Annotated in this window: 25 protein-coding genes; 17 read left to right on the plus strand and 8 right to left on the minus strand. The window is 70.6% G+C overall.

Annotated features, from left to right (window positions below):
• From QMG73_RS06320 to QMG73_RS06325, 3 genes are all read left to right on the plus strand, one after another.
• Positions 1-1,079 (plus strand): HNH endonuclease signature motif containing protein (locus tag QMG73_RS06320; RefSeq protein WP_281893065.1); only part of this gene is annotated, 1,079 nt, incomplete at its 5' end.
• The gene (locus tag QMG73_RS46310; RefSeq protein ID WP_407676753.1) at positions 1,027-1,500 is read left to right on the plus strand and encodes a transposase; all 474 of its coding nucleotides are present in this window, start codon (positions 1,027-1,029) and stop codon (positions 1,498-1,500) included. The genes QMG73_RS06320 and QMG73_RS46310, both read left to right, overlap by 53 nt.
• Positions 1,501-1,502: 2 nt before the next feature.
• Positions 1,503-1,952 (plus strand): hypothetical protein, encoded by a 450-nt coding sequence (locus QMG73_RS06325; RefSeq protein ID WP_281893066.1) that lies wholly within the window; start codon positions 1,503-1,505, stop codon positions 1,950-1,952.
• 97 nt (positions 1,953-2,049) lie between these two features.
• On the opposite strand, the gene QMG73_RS06330 is transcribed toward QMG73_RS06325, so the two are convergent.
• The 3 genes from QMG73_RS06330 to QMG73_RS06340 form a co-directional block, all read right to left on the minus strand.
• Positions 2,050-2,424 carry a VOC family protein gene (locus QMG73_RS06330; protein ID WP_281893068.1) on the minus strand — a complete coding sequence of 125 codons (375 nt, stop codon included), beginning with the start codon at positions 2,422-2,424 and terminating at the stop codon, positions 2,050-2,052.
• A gap of 119 nt (positions 2,425-2,543) precedes the next feature.
• Positions 2,544-3,605, minus strand: coding sequence for a winged helix DNA-binding domain-containing protein (locus tag QMG73_RS06335; RefSeq protein WP_281893069.1), 1,062 nt, complete (start codon positions 3,603-3,605; stop codon positions 2,544-2,546).
• An 11-nt stretch (positions 3,606-3,616) separates the two neighbouring features.
• Positions 3,617-4,690, minus strand: coding sequence for a LacI family DNA-binding transcriptional regulator (locus QMG73_RS06340; protein ID WP_281893070.1), 1,074 nt, complete (start codon positions 4,688-4,690; stop codon positions 3,617-3,619).
• A 159-nt stretch (positions 4,691-4,849) separates the two neighbouring features.
• On the opposite strand from QMG73_RS06340, the gene QMG73_RS06345 reads away from it, so the two are divergent.
• The 7 genes from QMG73_RS06345 to QMG73_RS06375 are packed head-to-tail and all read left to right on the plus strand — an operon-like array spanning position 4,850 to position 12,582.
• Positions 4,850-5,833, plus strand: a complete 984-nt coding sequence (locus QMG73_RS06345; protein WP_281893072.1) for an ABC transporter permease subunit — start codon at positions 4,850-4,852, stop codon at positions 5,831-5,833.
• A complete protein-coding gene (locus QMG73_RS06350; RefSeq protein ID WP_281893073.1) occupies positions 5,830-6,696 on the plus strand; it encodes a carbohydrate ABC transporter permease in 867 nt (288 codons plus the stop codon). The genes QMG73_RS06345 and QMG73_RS06350 overlap by 4 nt, the downstream gene beginning before the upstream one ends.
• 31 nt (positions 6,697-6,727) lie before the next feature.
• Positions 6,728-8,275 (plus strand): ABC transporter substrate-binding protein, encoded by a 1,548-nt coding sequence (locus QMG73_RS06355; RefSeq protein WP_281893074.1) that lies wholly within the window; start codon positions 6,728-6,730, stop codon positions 8,273-8,275.
• Positions 8,276-8,294: 19 nt separating this feature from the next.
• A complete protein-coding gene (locus tag QMG73_RS06360) occupies positions 8,295-9,269 on the plus strand; it encodes a hydroxyacid dehydrogenase (protein WP_281893076.1) in 975 nt (324 codons plus the stop codon).
• On the plus strand, positions 9,266-10,774 hold the full coding sequence (locus QMG73_RS06365; protein ID WP_281893077.1) for a glycoside hydrolase family 43 protein: 1,509 nt from the start codon (positions 9,266-9,268) through the stop codon (positions 10,772-10,774). Before QMG73_RS06360 ends, QMG73_RS06365 begins: the two co-directional genes overlap by 4 nt.
• A gap of 1 nt (position 10,775) precedes the next feature.
• Positions 10,776-11,513 carry an alpha/beta fold hydrolase gene (locus tag QMG73_RS06370; RefSeq protein ID WP_281893078.1) on the plus strand — a complete coding sequence of 246 codons (738 nt, stop codon included), beginning with the start codon at positions 10,776-10,778 and terminating at the stop codon, positions 11,511-11,513.
• Between the two features lie 4 nt (positions 11,514-11,517).
• Complete coding sequence (locus tag QMG73_RS06375; protein ID WP_281893079.1) at positions 11,518-12,582, plus strand: App1 family protein; 1,065 nt, start codon at positions 11,518-11,520, stop codon at positions 12,580-12,582.
• Positions 12,583-12,628: 46 nt separating this feature from the next.
• On the opposite strand, the gene QMG73_RS06380 is transcribed toward QMG73_RS06375, so the two are convergent.
• A complete protein-coding gene (locus tag QMG73_RS06380; protein ID WP_281893080.1) occupies positions 12,629-14,137 on the minus strand; it encodes a glycosyltransferase 87 family protein in 1,509 nt (502 codons plus the stop codon).
• A 160-nt stretch (positions 14,138-14,297) separates the two neighbouring features.
• Complete coding sequence (locus QMG73_RS06385) at positions 14,298-14,957, minus strand: maleylpyruvate isomerase family mycothiol-dependent enzyme (protein WP_281893081.1); 660 nt, start codon at positions 14,955-14,957, stop codon at positions 14,298-14,300.
• A 72-nt stretch (positions 14,958-15,029) separates the two neighbouring features.
• Between QMG73_RS06385 and QMG73_RS06390 the strand changes: the two genes are divergently transcribed.
• A complete protein-coding gene (locus QMG73_RS06390) occupies positions 15,030-15,467 on the plus strand; it encodes a MarR family winged helix-turn-helix transcriptional regulator (RefSeq protein WP_281893082.1) in 438 nt (145 codons plus the stop codon).
• Between the two features lie 91 nt (positions 15,468-15,558).
• Entirely contained in the window at positions 15,559-15,858 is a 300-nt protein-coding gene (locus QMG73_RS06395) for a hypothetical protein (RefSeq protein WP_281893083.1), read from the plus strand.
• Between the two features lie 9 nt (positions 15,859-15,867).
• Here the strand turns inward: QMG73_RS06395 and QMG73_RS06400 are convergent, their stop codons facing one another.
• Complete coding sequence (locus QMG73_RS06400; RefSeq protein ID WP_281893084.1) at positions 15,868-16,650, minus strand: DUF899 domain-containing protein; 783 nt, start codon at positions 16,648-16,650, stop codon at positions 15,868-15,870.
• A 136-nt stretch (positions 16,651-16,786) separates the two neighbouring features.
• On the opposite strand from QMG73_RS06400, the gene QMG73_RS06405 reads away from it, so the two are divergent.
• Both QMG73_RS06405 and QMG73_RS06410 read left to right on the plus strand, forming a co-directional pair.
• Entirely contained in the window at positions 16,787-17,302 is a 516-nt protein-coding gene (locus QMG73_RS06405) for a SigE family RNA polymerase sigma factor (RefSeq protein ID WP_281893085.1), read from the plus strand.
• Complete coding sequence (locus QMG73_RS06410) at positions 17,295-18,200, plus strand: hypothetical protein (RefSeq protein WP_281893086.1); 906 nt, start codon at positions 17,295-17,297, stop codon at positions 18,198-18,200. The genes QMG73_RS06405 and QMG73_RS06410 overlap by 8 nt, the downstream gene beginning before the upstream one ends.
• Positions 18,201-18,210: 10 nt before the next feature.
• Here the strand turns inward: QMG73_RS06410 and QMG73_RS06415 are convergent, their stop codons facing one another.
• Both QMG73_RS06415 and QMG73_RS06420 read right to left on the minus strand, forming a co-directional pair.
• Positions 18,211-19,401 (minus strand): alanine--tRNA ligase-related protein, encoded by a 1,191-nt coding sequence (locus QMG73_RS06415; RefSeq protein WP_281893087.1) that lies wholly within the window; start codon positions 19,399-19,401, stop codon positions 18,211-18,213.
• 153 nt (positions 19,402-19,554) lie between these two features.
• Positions 19,555-20,478: a DMT family transporter gene (locus tag QMG73_RS06420; protein WP_281893088.1), complete on the minus strand. Its 924-nt coding sequence runs from the start codon at positions 20,476-20,478 to the stop codon at positions 19,555-19,557.
• Between the two features lie 19 nt (positions 20,479-20,497).
• Here QMG73_RS06420 and QMG73_RS06425 point away from each other — a divergent pair, with 19 nt between their 5' ends.
• The 3 genes from QMG73_RS06425 to QMG73_RS06435 all read left to right on the plus strand — a co-directional run bounded on the left by QMG73_RS06425 (position 20,498) and on the right by QMG73_RS06435 (position 22,124).
• A complete protein-coding gene (locus QMG73_RS06425) occupies positions 20,498-21,028 on the plus strand; it encodes a MarR family winged helix-turn-helix transcriptional regulator (RefSeq protein ID WP_281893089.1) in 531 nt (176 codons plus the stop codon).
• 117 nt (positions 21,029-21,145) lie between these two features.
• A complete protein-coding gene (locus tag QMG73_RS06430) occupies positions 21,146-21,874 on the plus strand; it encodes a GntR family transcriptional regulator (protein ID WP_281893091.1) in 729 nt (242 codons plus the stop codon).
• Between the two features lie 22 nt (positions 21,875-21,896).
• Complete coding sequence (locus tag QMG73_RS06435) at positions 21,897-22,124, plus strand: 4Fe-4S dicluster domain-containing protein (RefSeq protein WP_281893093.1); 228 nt, start codon at positions 21,897-21,899, stop codon at positions 22,122-22,124.
• The last annotated feature ends 7 nt before the right edge of the window (positions 22,125-22,131 follow it).

Here is a 22,131-nt window from a genome sequence, read left to right on the forward strand (position 1 = left end):
ACGGCCGCAACCTACCCATCACGCAGCAGGCCGCCAGCACCGCCGTCTGGCTCCGCGAACGCCTCCACATCAGCATCCACACCGCCCGCCGCACGGTCGACCTGGCCAAGACACTCGACCAACGGCCGGCGCTGGACACGGCACTGTCAAGCGGCGCTATCAACGTCGAACAGGCACACATCGTCGCCAAGACCGTCCACGACCTGGCCGACGAGAATTCGGCGGATGTGGTGGACCTGGCCGAGAAAGCCCTGATCGCGGAGTTCGCCGACTGGGAGCCGGCCATCTTCCGCAAGGCCGCGGAGCGGATCCTGGTGCATGTGGCACCGGAAGTGGCCGACGAAGCCGACCGGCGGGCCGCCGAGCGGAATGAGAAACGCGCCCAGCGGACGCGGGCGTTCACCCTGACCAACAACGGCGACGGCCGCTTCCGGGTCACCGGCTGGCTGGACGCTGAGGCCGCCGCCATCGTCAACGCCGCCCTAGATCCGTTGTGTAAGCCCGACCTGGAACGAACCCCGGCCCAGCGCCGCGCCGACGCGCTAGTTGAGGTGTGCCGGCTGGCGTTACGCACCGAGCAGCTACCGGACAACGGCGGAGACCGGCCACAGGTTGCCGTCACCGTGCCATACGACGTCGTGCGCAAGGAGCTCGGCCACGGCCAGCTCGACAGTGGAGAGCGGTTGAGCGCGGAGCAGGTGCGAAGGCTGGCCTGCGACGCCCACATCCTGCCGATCGTGCTGGGCGGGCAGGGGCAGATCCTCGACGTCGGACAGCAACGACGGCTGTTCACCGGACCACTGCGACGGGCGTTGGTTGTGCGGGACGGTGGATGTGCCTTCCCCGGATGTGATCGACCACCACAGTGGTGCGACGGCCACCACATTCGGCACTGGACAGACGGCGGCGATACCGCGCTGCACAACGGCGTCCTGTTGTGTGGATATCACCATCGGCTCATCCACCGCGGAGAGTGGGAGGTGCGGATGGCCGACGACGGCCGGCCAGAGTTCATTCCACCGCCCTATGTGGACAGTGAGCGTCGGCCCCGGCGCAACATCTACCACCGGCGGACGTAGGCCGGGGATCGTGTTGGCAGGACCGGGCGGGCTGTATCCGCAAGGGCTGAGGCTCGGTGGGCGGCGTAAGTCGATCCAGTCAACGGCGGCCCGGATCGCCGAACTGGTTGACGAAGCGGTGGCGTGGGCGATCGATGACACCGGTCTACTCACGTGCGGCGCGGCGTCGCCGTGTGTGGCGCGCCTGTACACCGGCGCGGTCGGAAGTGACCAGCTGCCAGATCGCGGTCAGCGTCAGCATGGTCACCGACACCGTCGCGTCTGGTGCACTGGCGGCTGTCGTCCCCGAGTCATGGGACCCGGCCTCGCCCAAAGCCGCCGGAAGGCCGGTATCAGCGAAGAGACCGGCCACCGGGGGAGGTGGCGCCTCGCCTTGGACATGCGCGGCGAGCTGGTGTCCCGGGGCGGCGGCCGCCGCTGATCGTGGCTGACTGGGGCTACGAAGCCGACGCCGAGTTCCGCCGCGAGTTGCACGAGCGCGGCCTCAATGCCGACCTCGCCCAAGCGCCGCGCACCACCATCACGCGCGACTGGACTGGGCGGCCTCCGGTGTCCACCCTGGCCAAGCTGGTCACGCCGCCGGCCCGGGCACAGCCCGGCGCATCACGTGGCGAGAAGGCTCCCGCCAGCGCGGCAGCCAGCCCGCAGCGCAACAAACCGCCCGGCGGACGCGCCCGCAGGAACACGAACCGCGACGACGTCGTCCGGATCTACCGCGGCCGCGACCTTCTCGAAGCCTGGCTGATAGCCGGGGCGCCCGAACCGGTCAAGTGCTGGCTGCCCAACCTGCCCGCCCAACCACCGAAACGAAGCCTGGTGCGCTGCGAACACGACAACCGCGTGGTCAGGACCGGCCCCGGCCCGCAAGGCTGACACCACCGCGCCACCCTCGCCTCCGCCGCCTGCTCTTTCAACGCCACGTCGGAGGCGTTCCAGGACCCACGACGGAAACGCGGACACCAGGTAGGTCTCAGGCTTCGGCCCAGGCGCCCAGCTCGTTGCCGCTTGGGTCGGTGAAGTGGAAGCGGCGACCGCCCGGGAATTCGTATGGGCCGTTGACGACCTCGCCACCGGCGTCTCGCACCGCTGCGACGGTCTGGTCGGGGTCGGTGGAGTAGAGGAGCACCAACGGGCCGCCGCCGCTCGGACGCGCGTCTTGGTCGAGGCGCAGACCGCCGACCTCGCCGGTGCCGTCGAGAGCGCGGATGCCGGCGTAGCCAGGGCCGTAGTCGTTGAACTGCCAGCCGAACGCCGCCGCGTAGAAGCGTTTGGCCTCGTCGAGGTCGGTGACCGTCAGCTCGATGTAGTCGATGGTGTGGTGCTGGTGAGCGTCTGCTTCAGACATGGCCCGCATTCTGCACGCACGGTACGACATCGACGGGTTGTGGGAACGCGGCGGGTGAGGCCGCGGGAGCAACGGCCCTGGACCGCCGCGGACGTCGCGGCAGCTCAAAGGCTCTGTAGTTAGAGCAGGTCGATGCTCGCGCCCGCGAGGTCGTGGAAGGTGAGCAGCGCCTCGCCCTCGCGCATCACGGCGTCGCGCTCCGTGGATGTCCACGGCCGTAGTGGCGTGATCTGGAGTCTCTCGGACGCGATGGTCCAGCTGCCCGCGACGCGGCCGTCTACGAGCAGGACGCGGGCGCCCGCCACGCTGAGGTTGCGGTGTTCCTGGTCGATGATGCGGCTGCGGTCGTCGAACGCCAGCACCGCGTTGTCGAACGCGGGCAGGAAGCGGGGTGGGGCGGGCGTTTCCGGGTCTGGCAGTGGCGCGTCGAGCACGTCGAGCAGTTCGCGGCCGCGCTCGTCGCGGAATGTGCGCAGTTGGGGGCGTAGGCGTCGCACCGACTCGCGCAGTCCGCTGAGGCCGGACCAGGCGCGGATGTCGGCGCTGGCCGCGGGTCCGTACGCCGCAAGGTAGCGCAGCACGAGCGCGTCGAGCGCCTCCGGGGTCGGGTCGACGAGCGGCTGACCCAGCCACACCTCGATGGTCGTGTTGAGCGCCGGCGCCTTCTGCCCCCAGATGCCGCGCGGCGGCACCTGCACGAGCGGCACGACGCAGCTGAGCGCGTCGCCGAGGTTACGCGGGGTGGCGCCGGGCCAGCGGTCGGCGAGCGCGCGCCCGACCTCCGACACCATGCGGGGTTGCTCCTCGAAGTACGGGCGGCCGGCCTTCGCCAGCTCTTCCAGGTCGACGCCGGGCAGTACGCGGCGCAGCGTGGTCCACATCCGTCCCACGATCACCGGGTCGAGCAGTGGGCGCATCACGAGACAGTCGCGGGTGGTGAGCAGGTGCAGTGTGCGGCGCATGGCGATGGCGCGCACGGCGCGGCGGCTCTCCAGCAGGTCGACGAGCTCGCGCGGCTCGAATCCGGCCACGCGGCTCCACAGTCCCACGTACGGCTCGAGCGGCTCCTGTGCCTGCAATCCGACCAGGTGTTCGATCGCGCCGGCGGCGGTCACCTGGTGCCGGTCGAGCAGCATCTGGCGGGCGAGGAGGGCGCGGTTGAGGGCGCGGGCGTCGAGCACGACCAGCAACGCTATCGTAGTAAACGATTACCCGCAGAACTCCGGACCACGACCGGTGCCACGGAATCGCGTACCACCACGTGGGTGCCGAGGACGACGTGCTGCTTCTCGGCCGGGTTCAGGGCGAGCCGCACGGCGGTGCGCCCCAGCTCCTCGGTCGGCACCCGCACGGTGGTCAACGGCGGGTACAGGTTGGCCGCGAGCGGGATGTCGTCGTACCCGACGACCGACACGTCCTCGGGCACCCGCCGGCCGGCCTCGCGCAGCGCCTGGTAGGCACCGGCGGCGACCATGTCGGTGGCGGCGAAGATCGCGGTGACGTCCGCGCGCTCGGCGAGCAGCGCCCGCGTCGCCGCGTGCCCGTCCGCCTCGGTGAACGCCGCCGCGCGCAGCAGGGTCTCGTCGACGGGGACGCCGTACTCCTCGTGTGCCCGCGTGAACCCGCGCAGCCGGTCGCGGCTGGTGGTGTGGTCGAGCCGGGTGAGGCCGACCGCGGCGACCCGGCGGTGCCCCTGCGAGAGCAGGTGGCTGGTGACCGCGTACGCCCCGCCCTCGTTGTCGTACTCCACCACCGTGGTGGGCACGTCGTCGCCGAGCGAGGGGCGGCCGCACAGTACGAGGCGGGAGCCGGCCTTGTCGAGCGCGTGCGCGAACTGGATCATGCGAGCTCGGTACTCGTCATTGAGGAACCCGCCACCGACCAGGATGACCGCGTCCGCGCGCTGCTCGCGCATGGCCTCGACGACGGCGAGCTCGCGCGCGGGGTCGCCGTGGGTGGTGCAGATGAGGCAGAGCCGCCCGTGGGCGGTGGCCTGGTGTTCGACGCCCTTGGCGACGTACGCGAACGACGGGCCGGTGACGTCTTCCATGACGAACGCGACAAGCCGGGTGCCGGCGCCCTTGAGCGCGCGGGCCTGGGCGTTGGCGACGTAGTCCAGCTCGCGGATGGCCCGCTGGACGCGGCCGCGGGTGGTGGCGGTGACCGGGTAGTCGCCGGTGAGCACCCGCGAGACCGTCGCCGGTGACACCCCCGCGCGGGCCGCCACGTCCTTGACCGTGGCCCGCTCATTCCGCCTGTCGCTCACGAAGACTCCCGTCGTTCCATGAAATCGTTCTCCACCTTAGAGGTCCGTTGTTACAACCGCATCACCCTGTTCATACTCTTGACACCGCCGGATCGGCCGGGCTACGTTCCTGAACACCCAAGAGAACGTTTTCTATCGCCTAGCTCACAGGATCGGACGATGAGCGCCTTACAGACCAGGGAAGTACGGCGGGCGGCCTCGAAGCCGAAGCCCGCCGCACCGCCGCGGCGGCAGAAGCCGCTGCGCGGCAACCTCTGGGTGGGCCTGCTCGCGCTGCCCGCCATCGCCTTCTTCGTGGTGTTCGCGTACCTGCCGATGGTGGGCCTGGTCGTCGCGTTCAAGGAGTTCAACGTCGCGGACGGGGTCTTCGGCAGCCCCTGGAACGGGCTGGACAACTTCCGCTACTTCTTCTCCTCCGGCGAGGCCGGCCGCATCCTGCTGAACACGCTGCTGCTCAACACGCTCTTCCTCGCCGCCACCCTCGGGGCCGGCATCACGCTCGCGCTGATGCTCAACGAGATCCGCGGGCGGTTCTTCAAGCGGGTGGCGCAGTCGACGATCTTCTTCCCGTACTTCGTCTCCCCGATCGTCATCAGCATCATCCTGCAGGTGCTGCTGGCCGGCGTGGGCGGCTCGGGCGGCGCCGTCAACGACGCGCTCGCCGGGTTCGGGCTGCCGACCGTCGACTGGTACACCCAGCCCGGCCCGTGGCCCTGGATCCTGACCGTGGTCAAGGTGTGGCAGATGGGCGGCTACCTGAGCGTCATCTTCCTCGCCGCGATCACCTCGATACCGGAAGAGGTCTACGAGGCCGGGTCGATCGACGGCGCCAGCCGCGCGCAGATGGCGTGGCGGATCACCATCCCGCTGCTGCGGCCGACCGCGGCGGTCCTGCTGGTGCTCGGCGTCGGCCGGATCTTCTACGGCGACTTCGGCACCATCTACGCCATCGTCGGCGACAACGGCACGCTCTTCCCCACCACCGACGTCATCGACACGTACGTCTTCCGGTCGCTGCGACAGCTCGGCGACTTCGGCACGACCGCGGCGGTCGGGCTCTTCCAGTCGGTCGTCGGCTTCATCCTCGTCACGGCCGCGGTCCTGATCCAGCGCAAGTACGCCAAGGAAAGCAGCGTCCTATGAGAAAGAAGAAGCTGGAACCCTTCACCATCGTCAGCATCGTCGGTGTCGGTTTCTTCATGGTGCTGTGCGTCGTTCCCTTTTGGATGATCATCTCGGGCTCGTTCACCGCCGAGTCGAAGCTGGCCACCACGGGATACAGCTTGATACCGCAGCCGTTCTCCACGGCCGCGTACGAAATGATCTTCACCGGGCCGACCGTCCTCGAAGCCTACTTCGCGAGCATCTTCATCACCGTCGTCGGCACCGCGATGTCGCTGGCCGCCACCTCGGGCATCGCCTGGGTGATCGCCCGCCGGCTACCGGGTATCAGCCGGCCGATCGCTGTCTTCGCCTACCTGCCGATGCTGTTCAGCGGCGGACTCGTGCCCCTGTACCTGCTCGTCACCCAGTACCTGCACCTGCAGAACAGCTACTTCGCCGTCATCCTGCCGCTGCTGGTCGCGCCGTTCCTGGTCTTCATCCAGGTCAGCGCGTTCCGCCAGCTACCCGAGGCGATCCTCGAATCGGCCCGCATCGACGGCGCCGGCGAATGGCGCATCTTCTTCCGCATCGTGCTTCCCCTGTCCAAGCCGATCCTCGCCGTGGTCGGCCTGTTCTACGCGGTCCACTACTGGAACGAGTGGTTCACCGCGCTGCTGTTCATCACCGACGTCCACAAGTACCCGCTTCCGCTGCTGCTGCAGAACCTGATCCAGAACGTGTCGTTCTCGCAGATGCTGCCCACCACCGCCGGGCAGTCCCCGCCGGTCTACCAGCTTCGGCTCGCGCTGACGGCCGTCACCATCGGCCCGATCCTGCTCGCCTACCCGTTCGCCCAGCGCTATTTCGTCAAGGGCATCACGCTGGGCGCCACCAAAGGCTGAACCAACCTCACCCCCCTTTCGGAGGAAAGCCATGTCCATTTCCCGACGCCGACTGCTCGCCGCCGGTGGCGGACTGTCCATCGCGGCCCTGCTCGGAGCCGCCGGCTGCGGCGGCGGCGAGGACGACAGCGGGTCCAGTGGCGCGCTCACCGTGCTGCTGCCCGGCGACGTACCGCCCGGCTGGGACGCCGTTCTCAACGCCGTCAACGCCAAGCTCAAGGCCGACCTGGGATTCACCATCAGCCCGCAGTTCACCGCCTGGGCCAACTACAAGAACCAGACGCTGCTGAAGTTCACCGCGGGCGAGAGCTTCGACACCGCCCTTCAGGCGCGCTGGCTCAGCATGACGCAGCTCGTCGCCAGCAAGTCACTGGTCGCGGTCGACGAGATGCTGGCCAGCGGCAAATACCCCAACCTGTCGAAGACGCTGGACCAGCAGCTCATCGAGCAGAACAAGTGGTCGGGCAAGCTCTACGGCATCCCGCAGGTCAACGCCGCCGCTCGCATCCAGCACTTCAACATCCGGCAGGACCTGGCGGAGAAGCTGGGCTTCGCGGAAATCACCGACTACGCGACACTCGAGAGATTCTGGTACGCCGTCAAGCAGAGGGAAAAGAACGTCATCCCGATGGCGGTCAACTCCAACATGCCCGACCTGCTCATCTCCAGTGGACAGCCGGTCGGCCTGTTCAACCAGTACAGCTGGGAGAACCCGCAGCCCAGCACGCAGACGTTCAACGGCGACTCGCTTCCGTTCGTCATGGCGGCCGACGCGAAGCAGACCGGCTCGTCCCGCCCGGTGCCGTTCTGGGAGGCGCCGGGCATGGTCGACGCGCTGCGCGCGGTGCGGCGGTACTACCTGGACGGCATCATCAACAAGGACGCCCTCAACGTCGACACGTCGACCGTGGGCACGCAGTTCGAGTCCGGACGCTACGCGTCGCGGTGGGCGATCACCGATGGGCTGTCGTCCAAGTCGGTGGCGGCGCTGGCCGCGGCGGTGCCGGGGGCGCGGCTGGCCAACGTGGTGCCGTTCCGCGGTGGCAAGGCCGCGAAGCCGTACCAGACGTTCCAGGCCGACAACTTCGTGGTGTTCAACGTCAAGGGCACCAGCAACGAGCGCGCCATGCAGCTCGAGGACTGGCTCTCCATCAAGGCGAACCACGACCTCATCTCGTACGGCGTCGAGGGCACCGACTGGCGGCCGGTCGGCTCGGACAGGTTCGAGCAGGTCAGCAAGTACGCCTTCCCGGGCTTCGCGCTGTGCTGGCGCGCCGACCTGGAGCTGAAGATCAAGGACATCACGGAGTCCGAGGACGCCTGGTTCACCTGGGCGAAGGACTATGCCAACTTCACCGTCGACCCGTTCGCCAGCTTCATCCCCGACCCCGAGCCGGTCAAGCGGGAGGACGCGCAGGTCATCGCGGCGATGACCCAGTACGCGAACCCGTTGTTCGTCGGAGCCGTAGATGTCGACAAGGGACTCGACGCCCTGAAGAAGGCGCTCGACAAGGCCGGCCTGAACACGCTACAGGCCGAGATGGAGAAGCAGGCGAATGCGTTCCTCACCGGAAAGTAGGCCGCGAGCCATTCTGGCGATGCGGCGCGACCTGCCAGCCAGGTTGTTCGACCGGCCACTGTGGACACAGTTGCACGACCTGGTGGCGGTCGCACCCGACCTGGTGCTGGACGACTTCGACGCCGGGGCCGGCTTTCTGGCGGACGCGGAGATCCTCATCACCGGGTGGGACTGCCCGCCCATCACCGCCGCGGTGCTCGACGCCGCACCGCGGCTCACCGCGGTCGTCCACACCGGAGGGTCGGTCAAGGCGCACGTCACCGAGGCGTGCTGGGCGCGCGGCGTGGTCGTCTCCAGCGCCGCCGCGGCCAACGCGCTGCCCGTCGCCGAATACACCATCGCGGCCATCATCCTGGCGGCGAAGGGCGCGCGGGAGCTGGAGCGGGTGTACCGGGCGCGCCGCGGCGGCGTCGAGACGCTGACCGAGTACCCGCTCATCGGCGGGTACCGGCGCACGGTCGGAGTGGTCGGGGCGTCGCGCATCGGGCGGCGGGTCATCGAGCTGTTACGCCCGTTCGACTACGAGGTCAGCCTCTACGATCCTCTGGTGGACTCCGTGGAGGCTGAGCGGCTGGGCGTGCGCCTGGTCGACCTGCCCGACCTGTTGCGGGGCAACGACATCGTCACCCTGCACGCGCCGTCGCTGCCCAGCACCCGGCACATGATCGACAGCGCCGGGCTGGCCAGCATGCGCGACGGTGCCACGCTCATCAACACCGCGCGGGGCGCGCTGGTCGACCAGGACGCGCTGGTGCGGGAGCTGGTCACCGGCCGCCTGCACGCGGTGATCGACGTGACCGAACCGGAGGTACCGCCGGCCGACTCGCCGCTCTACGACCTGCCGAACCTCGTGCTGACCCCGCACATCGCCGGCGCGCTGGGCAACGAGCTGCACCGGCTCGGCGCGTGCGCGGTCGACGAGGTCGCCCGGTACGTGGCAGGGCTGCCGTTCCAGCACGCGGTCGCCGCGCACGAGCTGGAGTACACGGCGTGATCCGTAACCCGATCCTGCCGGGGTTCCACCCGGACCCCTCGATCCTGCGGGTGGGCGACGACTACTACATCGCCACGTCCACATTCGAGTGGTGGCCGGGCGTGCGGGTGCACCACTCGCGGGATCTGGTGCACTGGCGGCCATTGGGCGGCATCCTCACCGACCCGCGGCTGCTCGACCTCACCGGCGTACCGGACTCCGGCGGTGTGTGGGCGCCCGACCTGACGTACGCGCACGGGCTCTTCCACCTCGTGTACGGCGTCGTCGACACCTACGCGTCCGGCTACAAGGACGTGCGCAACTACCTCGTCACCGCGCCCTCGATCGAGGGACCGTGGTCAGACCCGGTGCCACTGCCGGGGCGCGGCTTCGACGCGGCGCTCTTCCACGACGACGACGGCTCGACGTGGCTGCTCGGCATGGTCTTCGACTCCCGGCCGGGGCACGGGTTCGCCGGCATCGACATTCAATTGCTGGAGCACGGCAAACCGGCGGGCGCGCCGAGGTCCATCTTCGCGGGCACGGTGCCGCTCGTCGAAGGGCCGCACCTGTACAAGGTGGACGGCTGGTACTACCTGATGGTGGCCGAGGGCGGCACGGGGTACGAGCACGGCGTGACCGTCGCCCGCTCGCGTGACCTGTTCGGGCCGTACGAGGCGGATCCCCACGGGCCGACGATGACCGCCCGGCACGATCCCACCCTCGCGCTGCAGAAGGCCGGCCACGGCAGCCTCGTGCAGACCGGTGACGGCTCCTGGTACATGGCGCACCTGGCCGCCCGGCCGTACACCGAGCGGGGGCGGTGCGTGCTGGGCCGGGAGACCGCGATCCAGCGCGTCGAGTGGGTCGACGGCTGGCCGCGGGTGGCCGGCGGGGTACCGGCCGTGGAGGTGCCCGCGCCCGACCTGCCGGCGCACCCGTGGCCCGGTGCCGACGAGGGCTGGAGCACGCTGCGCCGTCCCGCCTCGGCCGACTGGCTCAATCTGGACGGTGCACGGTGGACCGTCCATGGTGGGCAGTCGCCGTACGGCACGCGGTCGCCCAGCCTCGTCGGGCGGCCCGTCACCGACACCCGGTGCGTCCTGGAGGCCAGGATGGCTTTCCGGCCGGGCTCGGTGCACCAGGCGGCCGGCGTCACCGGGTACTACAACTCCCGCAACTGGTACTTCCTGTGCGTGACCGCCGATGGACTCGAGCTGGTGGTCAGCGACAAGGGTGCACGCACCACGCACCGGGTCAGCGACGAGGTGCCCGCCCGGATCGGGCTGCGGGTCGAGTTCGACGGCCCGGTCGTGCGGTTCGCCAGCAACACCGGCCGCGGCTGGCACGCTGTCCCCGTGGAGCTGGACGCGACCGTGCTCTCCGACGAGTACGCGGACGAGTTCGTCGACGGGCAGGTGCGCGCGTTCGGCTTCACTGGCGCGTTCGTGGGGCTGTGGGTGCACGACCTGGCCGGCGAGGGCGCGGTGGCCGAGTTCGACACCGTGGCGTACCGGGCGGGCTGACATGCGGCTGCACTACCGCGACTCGGGCGCCGGCAGGCCGCTGCTGCTCGTGCACGGCTGGGGTGGCGACTCGCGGGTGTGGGATCCGATCCCGTTGCCCGGGTGCCGCACCGTGGCCGTCGACCTGCGCGGGCACGGCCGCTCACCGGTACCCGATGAAGGCTATCGGCCGGCGGACCTGGCGGCCGATCTCGCGGAGCTGGCGACCGACCTCGGCCTGGGTCCGGTTGTCGCGATTGGACACTCCATGGGCGCGCAGGTCGTCACCGCGCTCGCGGTCGAGCACCCCGGCACCGTCGAGGCGCTGGTCGTCGTCGACCCCGCGTACGGGGCGGACGCCGCCGAGGAGCGGCTGTTCGACGAGCGGCTGTCGGCGGTACGGGAAGGCGGGCCCGCGGCCGTGACCCACCTCGGCGAGCTGCCGCCCGACATCCGCCGGCAGTTCCTCGCCACCCCGGGACACGTGCTGGCCGACTGCTACGCCGGCATGTACACGGACCCGGGCGCGTTCGGTGCCCGCCCGGCCGCCGAGCGGTACCTGCGCCGGCGCACCTGTCCGGTGCTGTGCCTGCGATCGCTGGCCGAACCGGCCGCCTGGGAGGCCGCCATCGGCGGGCATCCGCTCTCGCGCATGGTGGTGTGGGCGGGCACCGGCCACTTCCTGCACCTCGAACGCCCGGCCGCGTTCGCCACTCTGGTGACGTCGTGGCTCTCCACGCTGGGGCGTGTGCGAGGCTGACGGCGTGACGGAGACTCCAGCCGAGGCGGCGGTGCTGCACCGCGCGGCGCGCATCGAAGACGCGGTGCACGAGGTGGTCGAGCGGTGGCTGCGGCGGCGCGGCTGGCTGAGCACGATCGTGCCGTACGCCGGCTACGGCGCGCCCGGCTGGGTGCGGGTGATGGGCCGGATCATGGTGACCCGCCCGGGTGGCACGCCGCGCAAGCGCCCCGGCAAGGTGCGCGGGTGGCGCAGCTTCACGACGGTGTCGGCGAAGGACGCGCCGTTCGTGGTGGAGGTCAGCGGCAGGCGGTACGAGGCGCACGCGAACCGGGGTGGGTTCATCGACCTCACCGTCGAGGCCGACCTTGAGCCCGGGTGGCGCACGGTGCGGCTCTCCACGCCTGAGGCCGGCCCGATCGAGGGCGGTGCTGTCGAGGCGCCGGTGCGGATCGCCGACCCCGCCGTGCGGCTCGGGCTGATCTCCGACATCGACGACACCGTCATGGTCACCCGGCTCCCCCGGCCGCTACTGGCCGGATGGAACACGTTCGTGCTCGACGAGCACGCCCGCGCCGCCGTCCCCGGCATGGCCGTCCTCTACGAGCGGCTCGTCACCGCGCACCCGGGCGCCCCGGTGCTGTACCTGTCCACCGGCGCGTGGAACGTGGCGCCCGCCCTGACCCGGTTCCTGTCCCGCCACCTGTACCCGGCCGGGCCGCTGCTGCTGACCGACTGGGGACCGCAGAAAGACCGGTTCTTCCGCAGCGGCAAGCAGCACAAGCTGGCCGCGCTGGAGCGGCTGGCCCGCGAGCTGCCGTGGGTGCGGTGGCTGTTGGTGGGCGACGACGGCCAGCACGACCCGGAGATCTACCGGACGTTCGCGGCGAGCCATCCCGAGCACGTGGCGGCGGTCGCGATCCGGCACCTGTCGCCGACGCAGGCCGTACTGGCGGGCTCGCTCCCGTCTGCCGCCGGCAGCGCGCCCGTCGAGTCCGACGAGGCCGGCAAGCGCTGGCTCGCCGCGCCTGACGGCGCCGGCCTGTGGTCCCTCCTGGAGGGCACCGACCTGGCCGCGCCAACCCCGTGATCAGGGCGTCCCTCAAGTCGTTAGGGCAGCGTGAGGGACGCCCTGATCACGGAGCCGGGGGCGCGAGCTCGCTGGTGTAGGTCACCAGCGGGCGGCCGGCCACGTCGTAGACGACCAGGCGGCCGTGCGACAGGCTCGCGGAACGGAACGAAAAGACGCGCTGATCCGGGTACAGGCCAAGCAGCGGGATCTCGCGCGGTGACCCGCCGGGCGCGGAGTGGTACTCCAGCCGGCCGACCCGCGCGTCGACCACACCGTTGACGCGAACCTTCGTCTTCTCCGCCGTCACCGCGAACCGGATCGCCCGCGGCCCGAGGAAGTCGGCGCAACCGGCCTCGTCGTGGCACACGTAGAAGTACCGCGGATTGCTCGTGTGCTGCCAGCTGTACGCCTTGAAGGTGGGGTCGGCGGCCGCGGGCAACGGTTGCACCGCCACCACGGCGAGCGCGGTCGCGGCGGCCGTGGCGACCGCCCAGCGGCGGGCGCGCCGCACGGCGCCGCGATGCGTCGCGGCGACCACGGCGACGCCGCCGAACCCGAACACGCAGACGGCGACGGTGCCGACCGCGCGGGCGTTCTCCAGCGCGAACTGGATGCCGGGCGTCAACGCGAACCCGCGCAGCACCACGCCGAGCGAGGCCACCATCGCGGCGAGCAGGGCGACGCCGGCCACCCGGCGCGCGGTGCCCCGCGTGGCGATCAGCAGCATCGCGGCGAGCACCGGCCAGATCTGGTGGTGCGTCCACGACACCGGTGAGGCGGCCACGGTGGCGCAGCCCACCAGTACGGCGGCGGGCGCGGAATGTCCACTGTGCTCGATCTGGCGGGCGCGCAGCAGCGCGGTGCCGCAGATGACCGCGACGAGCGCCGCCCACACCAGCGGCAGCGCGTCAGGCGAGAGGCCCAGGCGCAGCAGCGCGCCCTGGACGGACTGGTTGCCCAGCGAGGCGAGGTTGCCGATGCGGGAGGTATCGGCCATCGTGCCGGTCCAGAACGCCAGGCTCTCCGACGGCAGCAGCACAGCCCCGACCGCCAGGCACGCCACGAAGGCGCCGCCCGCGCGGGCCGCGTCCCTGTATCGGCCGGCGACGAGGAAGTAGACGACGAACAGCAGCGGGGTGAGCTTGATGGCGGCGGCCACCCCGACGAGCAGCCCGCGGTACCGGGCCGGCGTCAAGCCCATGCCGTCGACAAGTGCCAGCAACACGATGAAGACGCTGACCTGGCCGAAGCGCAGGTTGCTCTGCGCGGGCGCCGACAGCAGCAGTCCACATGCGACAGCGGCGGTCACCGCGGGACGGCCGCTTCCGCACGCTCGCCCCACAAACACGCCGATCGCCGCCAGCGCCGCGACGGTGGCAGCCAGCCACGCGACCTGCAGCAATCCTTCCGGGACCAGGGCGATCGGCCAGAGCACGACGGCCGCGAACGGCGGGTAGGTGAACGGGCCGCCGTTCTCCGCCACGAACTCGTACAGCGGCCGGCCCTCGTGCAGGTGCCGCATGGCGCCGTAGTAGATGTGCAGGTCGGAAAGCTTGTCCTGGCGACGCGTCACCAGTACACAGGACACCGCCGCGATGGCGGCGAAGGCCCCCCAGAGCGCTGTACTTGCTCTGCTTCCCTCAAGGCTTGCTCTGCCTCCCTCAAGCCTGTGCTTCCTCGGCGGAGGCAGAGCAGAGGCGGACGCGCGCCTTCCCCCGTAGTCCATCGCTCCATCATGGCGCGTGGCCGCGGCCCGCGCTGGCCCGTCCGGCCAGGTGGTCGCGGCCCGGACCGGACAGGCGCGGCAGGGCGACCGCGATGCGGCCGGTGAGCAGCAGCAACAACGCGTCTGTCGGGCCGTGCAACGCCGCGCCCTCGCCGGCCGTCCAATCGGTGTCGGTGGCGACGAGCCGCACGCCGCGCAGCCTGCGCCGCGCCCAGAACGGCCAGCCCATCGTCCACACGCGCGTGGCGCCGGCCCGCGCCGCGTCGAGCGGCATCGGCCGGTCGCGGCCGAGCGGCACGGCGATGTCCTGCCCGTGTACGAGGATGTCGAAGAGGACGTTGCGATAGTTGGTGACGGCGGGCAGTGCGCGCGACGCCGCGAAGTCGCGCAACTCCCCCACGATCTGGCTGGTCGGCCGGCCCGCGTGGCGCACCGCGACGTCGTGGTTGAGCCGGTGGAAGCGACCCCGGGCGCGCACGCCCTCCCTGACCATGAACCACGCGCCGGGCGGTTGCGACGCCATGGCCACGTGAGCGGCGACGTCGCGCACGCGCCACCCGTCGCACAACGACGGCGCCTCCCACTCGACCTCGGTCAGGCTCTCCAGCAGGTCTGCCAGGCTGAGCCGCTGCTCAGCGATGACCCGCCAGCTCTCGTCGCGGTCCATGACAGCTCCCAATTTGGTAAGATTCTCTGACTACTTTAATCAGAGACTCTGACTAACGTCAAGGAGTAGGCAGTGGCTGACACCCCGCTCAACCTGGGCTTACTTCTCTTTATCCCCTATCGGGCGATGGAGAGCCGAGTGTTCGCCGCGCTGGCCGAGGCGGGCTTCGGCGACGTCACCCCGGCGCAGGCGCGGGTCTTCCAGCGGATCGCGCCGGGCGGCAGCCGGCTGACCGACCTGGCCGAGCAGGCGCAGATCACGAAGCAGTCAGCCGGCTTCCTCGTCGACCAGTTGGAGCGCGCGGGATACGTGGAGCGCGTGCCCGACCCCACGGACGCGCGGGCCAGGCTGGTGCGCGTCTCGGAGCGCGGCGCGCGGAGCATCCCGATCGCGGCCGCGGTGGTCGCGGAGGTGGAGGCCGAGTGGGAGGCACACCTCGGCAAGCAGCGCGCACGCCAGCTCCGCGAGGCGCTCACGCGCCTACGCGAGATCACCGATCCGTACCAGTGAGCGGGATGACCTGATCGCGGCACTCGACCCCAGCGCCGCCGCAACGCAGCCCGCCGCAACGTCCTCTGAGGACGGCTGGCACACTTCGCCGGTGACTCATCCCCCGGTCCGCCCCAGGACGCTGCGCAAGGCGCTGATCATCGAGCTCGCGTGCGGGCTCTGGGGTGCCTACGGCATCGGCAACATCTGGGTCGAGCGCACCAGGCCCGGCGTGATCGGCATGTTCGCCTACTGGATCACCCTCGGCGTCATCAGCTGCGCGATCCCCTTGAACGGCGGTTCGGACCTGCAATGGCTCGTCGGGTACCTCATCAGCTGGGCGGTCTTCGCAGTGCCGATGTCGCTGTCCGCGGCCATCGGCGTCAAGCAGTTCAACGCCCGCCTGGCCTGAGGTCGATTCTCAGTACTCGTCGGGTAGGCGCAGGTTGGGGCCGCCGACCTGGAGGCCGAGCGGGACGGCGCGTCCACGCGGTTCCTCCCACTCCTCCTGGCGGCCGAGGGCGGTGAGGTCGAGGTACCGGTAGCCGTTGTGGAACTCCTCGATGCCGCGGCCATAGGTCGAGTAGGTGTGGAAGACGTCGTCGCCGACCCGCAGGAACGCGCTGATGCCGGGCAGCTCCGAGCCGCGCATGTCTTCGGTCCACGGCCCGCTCGTCCACGGCGTACCAGCCTGCGCCAGCTCGGCCTCGGTGCGGTAGTGCAGCAGCACCGGCGCGACCCGGTCGTCGAGCGTGGCGTGGAAGTCGTAGTTGAAGTCGCTGCCATACGACGAGTACCAGGGGAATGTCCACCCCATCCGCTCGCGGAACGCGGCGATCTTCGCGTACGGCGCGCGCGACACCGCGACGAGCGTGGTGCCGTGGGCGTGCAGCTGCCGCAGCCCGCTGATCCCGTCGGCGGCGGTGGAACAGCTCGCGCAGCCCTGATCCCAGTCAGGGGCGAACATGAAGTGGTGCATCACGAGCTGCGCCCGGCCCTTGAACAGGTCGAGTAGGCCGACGGCGCCGTCCGGTCCCTCGAACGTGTACGGCTTGTCGACGCGGACCATCGGAAGGCGGCGGCGATCGGCGTTCAGCCGGTCACGGGCCCGCGTCAGCTCCTTCTCCTTGGCCAGCAACTCCCGGCGGGCGGCGAACCACTCCTCGCGCGACACCACCTCGGGCAGATTCTCCATCGCCATCATTTCCACCACGTTATTGCAACCATTTGGTTGCGTCAAGAGCGGCGGCTCACGGCCAGTTCACGTGCGCTGTGGGGTACTGCAACCTTCGTGGCTGGTCGGTCGTAACCATCTCAGGTGCTGCGAGAGCGGGGGAGGAATGCGGGACACACACAGTTTCGACGAGTTCTACCGGAGCACGTCGGTGCGGCTCATGCGGTATGGGTACGCGGTCGTCGGGGATCTTGGCGATGCGCAGGATCTCGTGCAGGAGGCGTACACGCGGGCGTGGCAGCGGTGGCGGACGGTTGCGGCGCATCCCAGCCCGGAAGGGTGGGTGCGGCTGACCGTGACGCGGCTGGCCACGGATCGCTGGCGGCGGCTGGGGCGGTGGCGCACGGCGCTGCTGCGCACCGGTCCGCCCGAGACGGTACGGCCACCCAACGAGGACACCGTCCTGGTGGTGGAGGCGCTGCGGCGGTTGCCGGTGGCACAGCGGCAGGCGCTGGCGCTGCATTATCTGTTCGACCTGCCGATCGCCGAGATCGCCACGGAAACAGGCGTGGCGGTCGGCACTGTCAAGTCCTGGCTGTCGCGGGGCCGAGCGGGCCTCGCCGAGGTGCTGGCCGGCTCCGGGGCTGCCAACGGGACGTGGGAAGGGAACGGGGATGACTGACTTCGACCGGGCGTACCGTGACCTCGCCGACGAGGCGGACACAGTACACCTGGCTCCACCGAACGACCTGCGGTCGCGCGGCGACCGGCGGACCCGGATGCGGGTGGTGTCCGTCATCGCGGCCGCCGCGGTCGCGGTCGGCGGCGCGACCGGCGGCGCGCAGTGGCTGCTGCGCGCGGACTCCGGCCCGCCGGTGACACCGGGCGGCACGCCCACCGCGACGCTGTCGCCGGCACCGCCGGCGGCCACGCCATCGACACCGGCGCCGAGCCCGCCGCCCGCCTCGCCGAGCGCGACGGGTGCACCACGGGTTAGCGCCAGCGCGACCGGGCGGCCGGTGCCACGGTCCATTCCGGACAGTGCCTTCCTCCAGGTGGGCGACACCAACGGCACGGTGCCGGTGAAGGACGTGTCCAGCGAGGAGATGCTGCCCGAACTGTGTGGCGCGACGTACCGGAGCGACGCGAAGGTCCAGGTGCGGCGCACCCGGCACGTCACCTACTGGACCGCGCCGAAGCCCGAGTACGTGCCGGACGGCACGTTCGACGAGACCATCACCGCGTACAAGGCGGGCGGGGCGAAGGATTTCATGGCCCAGCTAAGGAAAGCGGTGGGCGACTGCGCCAAGGACGGCGACGACCGATACAAGATCGTGCCGGCGTCGAAGCACGGTGATGATTCGTTCGTCTTCGAGAGGCGTTATCCCGCAACGGACGCGGTGGGCAACCCGACCGGCGGCGACGAGGTCCGCCTCGTCTCCGTGGTGCGGGTCGGCGACGTGGTGATGGTGCTCTACGAGCGCGGCTGGGAGGCCGGCTGGACAGCCGACCCCGACGTCGTGGAGACCTTCACCGTGAAGGCGATGAGCCGGCTGAGCAAGTGGCTTGCCCGCCTGTAGGTCCACGGGTTCACCACGGACCTGTCAAGAGGAGCGTGCGTACCAGCTCCCTTGGCAGGCCGTGGGTCTCGTGCAGGTCCTGGTAGTCGCGCTCCCCGAGCGGGCCGCGCGACAGCCGCCGGGACACCACGCGCCGCCCGCGCCGCACCAGGTCGCGGAAGCGCTCCTGCTCGCCGAGCAGCACATCGCGTACCGGCTCCACACCAATGGACAGTCCGAAGTGGTCGATGGTGTGCCGGATCGGCTCGACGGGCAGGTCGGACAGCGTACGGCCGGGATCCTCGCGCCACAGCGTGGTGAGTACCCGCCGCACCAGCCGGCGCAGCACGTACCCGCGGCCCGTGTTCGAGGGGCGCACGCCGTCGCCGATGACCACGATGGACGAACGCAGGTGGTCAAGGACGATCCGGGTGGACGGTTCGTCGAGTGGCCACAGTGGCGGCACAGTGGACATCCACGGCTCGAAGACGTCCACCCCGTACACGGAATCCCTGCCCTGCAGGACGCAGAGCAGCCGCTCCAGCCCCAGCCCGGTGTCGACGCCGGGCTGGGACAGCGGCCGCAACGTCCCGTCTTCCTGGCGGTCATACCGCATCTGCACGTGGTTCCACACCTCGACCCACCCGTCGTCGGTGGTGGGTGTGCCCCGCGGTGGCGTGTCACCGGTCCAGACGAAGATCTCGGAGTCCGGGCCGCACGGGCCGGTGGGCCCGTTGGACCACCAGTTCTCCTCCCCCGTCAGCTCGACCGGCAGGCCCAGCTCGCGCCAGGTCGACAGCGACTCGGTGTCCGGTCCTACCTGATCGTCGCCGCCGACCCCGTCCCCTCCGAACACGGTGACATGCAGCCGGCTGGTATCCAGGCCGAAGCCGTCGCACAGCAGCTCGTACCCCCACCGCACGCTCTGCTGGCTGTCGTAGTCGCCGAGCGACCAGGAGCCCAGCATCTCGAAGACGGTCAGGTGCGTGCGGTCCCCCACCTCCTCCAGGTCGGTGGTACGCAGGCAGCGCTGCACGTCGACGAGGCGGGTGCCGAGCGGGTGCGGCCGACCTGTCAGATATGGCGTGAGCGGGTGCATGCCCGACGTGGTGAACAGCACGGGGTCCCCCGGCGGGGGGATGAGCGAGGAGCCGACGACGCGGCGGTGGCCCCGCTCTTCGAAGAACTCGACGAAGGTGCGGATGGTCTGTTCGGTGTTCATGACGGGTTTTCCTTCCGGGGAGAACGGCCGGAAGGCCCGCGCGGGACATAAGAAACCGGCGAGCCGTTTCCGGCCGCCGGTGAGTGGGCTGAGGAGATCAGGCAGCGGCGACCGTCGAGCTGGCAGCTCGCGCGGTCGCGGCGGTGTGCGTCCTCATACCTTCACGGTAGCGGGTCGGGCCGCCACCGCGCCCGCCTTATTCGAGCGCGCCTTATTCGAGCGCGCCCTGTTCGTCGAGCGCAGCTGGCCGAGCACGATGCCACCCAGGACCAGCGCGACGCCGGCGATCTGGTGCGCGGCGAGGCGCTCGCCCGCGACGGCGGTGCCGAGCAGCACCCCGGTGACCGGGTTGAGCAGCCCGACGAGGCCGACCGTGCCGGCGCCCAGGTGCCGCAGGCCGGTGAACCACGCAGCGAACGCGACCGCGGTCGCCACCACGGTGACGTACCCGAATCCGAGCAGCGCGGGCCCGTCGAGGGCCGGCGGCGCGCCCTCCACCGCGAGCGCCGCCGGCAGGAGGACGAGGCCGCCGGCGACGAGCTGCCAGGCGGTGAGCGAGAAGACGTCGACGTCGGCGCTCCACTTCTTGGCAAGCACGTAGCCGAACGACGACATCGTCATCGCGGTCACGGACGCGAGGACACCGGTCAGTCTGACCGCGCCGCCGCCGTCGAACAGCATGAGGCCGACGCCGCCGATACCGATGAGCGCGCCCAGTACCCGGATCGCGTGCGGCCGTTCGGACAGCGCCGCCCACGCGAACGCCATCATGACGACCGGCGAGGTCGCCATGATGGTCGAGGCGACGCTGCTGGGCAGGGTCTGCGCGGCGATGTACACGAGCGCGAAGAAGGCACCCATGTTGAGCGCGCCGAGCACGGCGGAGCGCCACCACCAGGAGCCGCGCGGCAGCCGGCGCCGCACGAGCAGGAGCAGCAGGCCGGCGGGGAGCGCCCGGAACGCGCCACCCCAGATCGGGTGGTCCGGCGGCAGGTAGCGGTGGGTGACGAGATAGGTGGTCCCCCAGGCGACCGGCGCGAACGCGGTGACCAGTACCCACCGGAAATTACCTTCCACGGAAGCTACAGTAGCTTCCGTGGAAGATATTGCCCCTGACGATCACGTCACACGCATCCAGCAGGGCTGGGCCCGGGAACGCCCCGACCTCGACGTGACGCCGATCGGAGTGATCGGGCGATTGCACCGGCTCGGGGGCCACCTGACCGAGCAGCTGCTGGTCGTGTACCGGCGGTTCGGGCTCGGCGAGGGTGACTTCGACGTGCTGGCCATGCTGCGGCGCGCGGGCGAGCCGTTCGAGCGGGCCCCCGGCGAGCTGGCCGCCTTCACGATGGTGACCACCGGCGCGATGACCAAGCGCATCGACCGGCTGGAGCGCGACGGGCTGGTCACCCGCCGCCCCAGCTCGACCGACGGCCGGGGCCGCGTGGTGGCGCTCACCGCCGCCGGCCGCGAGCTGATCGACCAGGCTTTCGCGGCACATGTACGCAATGAGCACCGCCTCCTGGAGTGCCTGTCGGCCGAGGACGCCGCTCAGCTCCAGGGACTGCTCGCCAAATGGCTGGCGTGCTTCGAGGAGCCGGTCCCACCATCCGGGCGGCCGGGGTAGCGCAATAGCGCCCACCCGACACGTTTCCCCAGGTCAAGCGGCATCTTACAGCGGTCGCAGGTGGCGGAAAGGCGGCACTCTTCCCACTATTCCTACCGTCTTTGTAGGGTCTCCGGCATGAGTACCCAGGAGGCACGGCGCCGCGCGGACCGCGCGCGGCAGGTTGCCGACGTGCTGCGCCACCAGGTGCTGGCCGAGGCGTTCGACGACGGGACGCTGCCGCGCGAGGAGCAGCTGTGCGGCGAGTTCGGCGTCTCGCGCAACACGGTCCGCGAGGCCCTCTCGCTGCTGGTCGCCGAGGGGCTCGTGGAACGGGCGCCGCGGATCGGCACCACGGTCGTCACCGGCAAGTACCCGCACGGGCTGCACCGCCTGATGGGGCTCGCCGAGACGCTGCGCGAGCACGGCGACATCACCAACGAGGTGCGCGCCGTCGCGCTCACCCGGGCGCCCTCGGCGGTCGCCCGCCGCCTGCGCCTGGAGAGCGGCGACCAGATCGTCTACATCGAGCGGGTACGCCACCTGCGCGGCCTGCCGCTGTCGCTCGACCTGACGTACCTCCCCCGCGACGTCGGCGAGCCGCTGCTCGGCGAGGACCTCGCGGGCCGCGACATCTTCGTCATGCTCGAAGAGATCACCGGGCAGCCGCTCGGCAGCGCGGACATCTCCGTCGAGGCGGTCAACGCCGACCCCCACACGGCGGCCCTGCTCGACACCACCGGCCACGCCGCGCTGCTGATGGTCGAGCGCCTCACCCACCTCGCCGACGGGCGCCCGGTCGACCTGGAGTGGATCCGGTTCCGCGGCGACCGCATCACGATGACCGGCCAGCTGCGCCGCTCTTAAAGCCGCTCTTGAAGGAGACCACGTGGCACTCGTGAACCAGCGGGTCGACGTGCCGGTGACGATCGACCAGAGCCTCTGCATCGACGGCTGCACCCTGTGCGTCGACGTCTGCCCGCTCGACTCGCTCGCCATCGACCCCGAGACCAACAAGGCGTACATGCACGTCGACGAGTGCTGGTACTGCGGGCCGTGTGCCGCGCGGTGCCCCACCGGTGCCGTGACCGTCAACATGCCCTACCTGCTCCGGTAACAGGAAG

Origin of the sequence: Phytohabitans aurantiacus, assembly GCF_027923225.1 — a bacterium.
Classification (GTDB): domain Bacteria; phylum Actinomycetota; class Actinomycetes; order Mycobacteriales; family Micromonosporaceae; genus Phytohabitans; species Phytohabitans aurantiacus.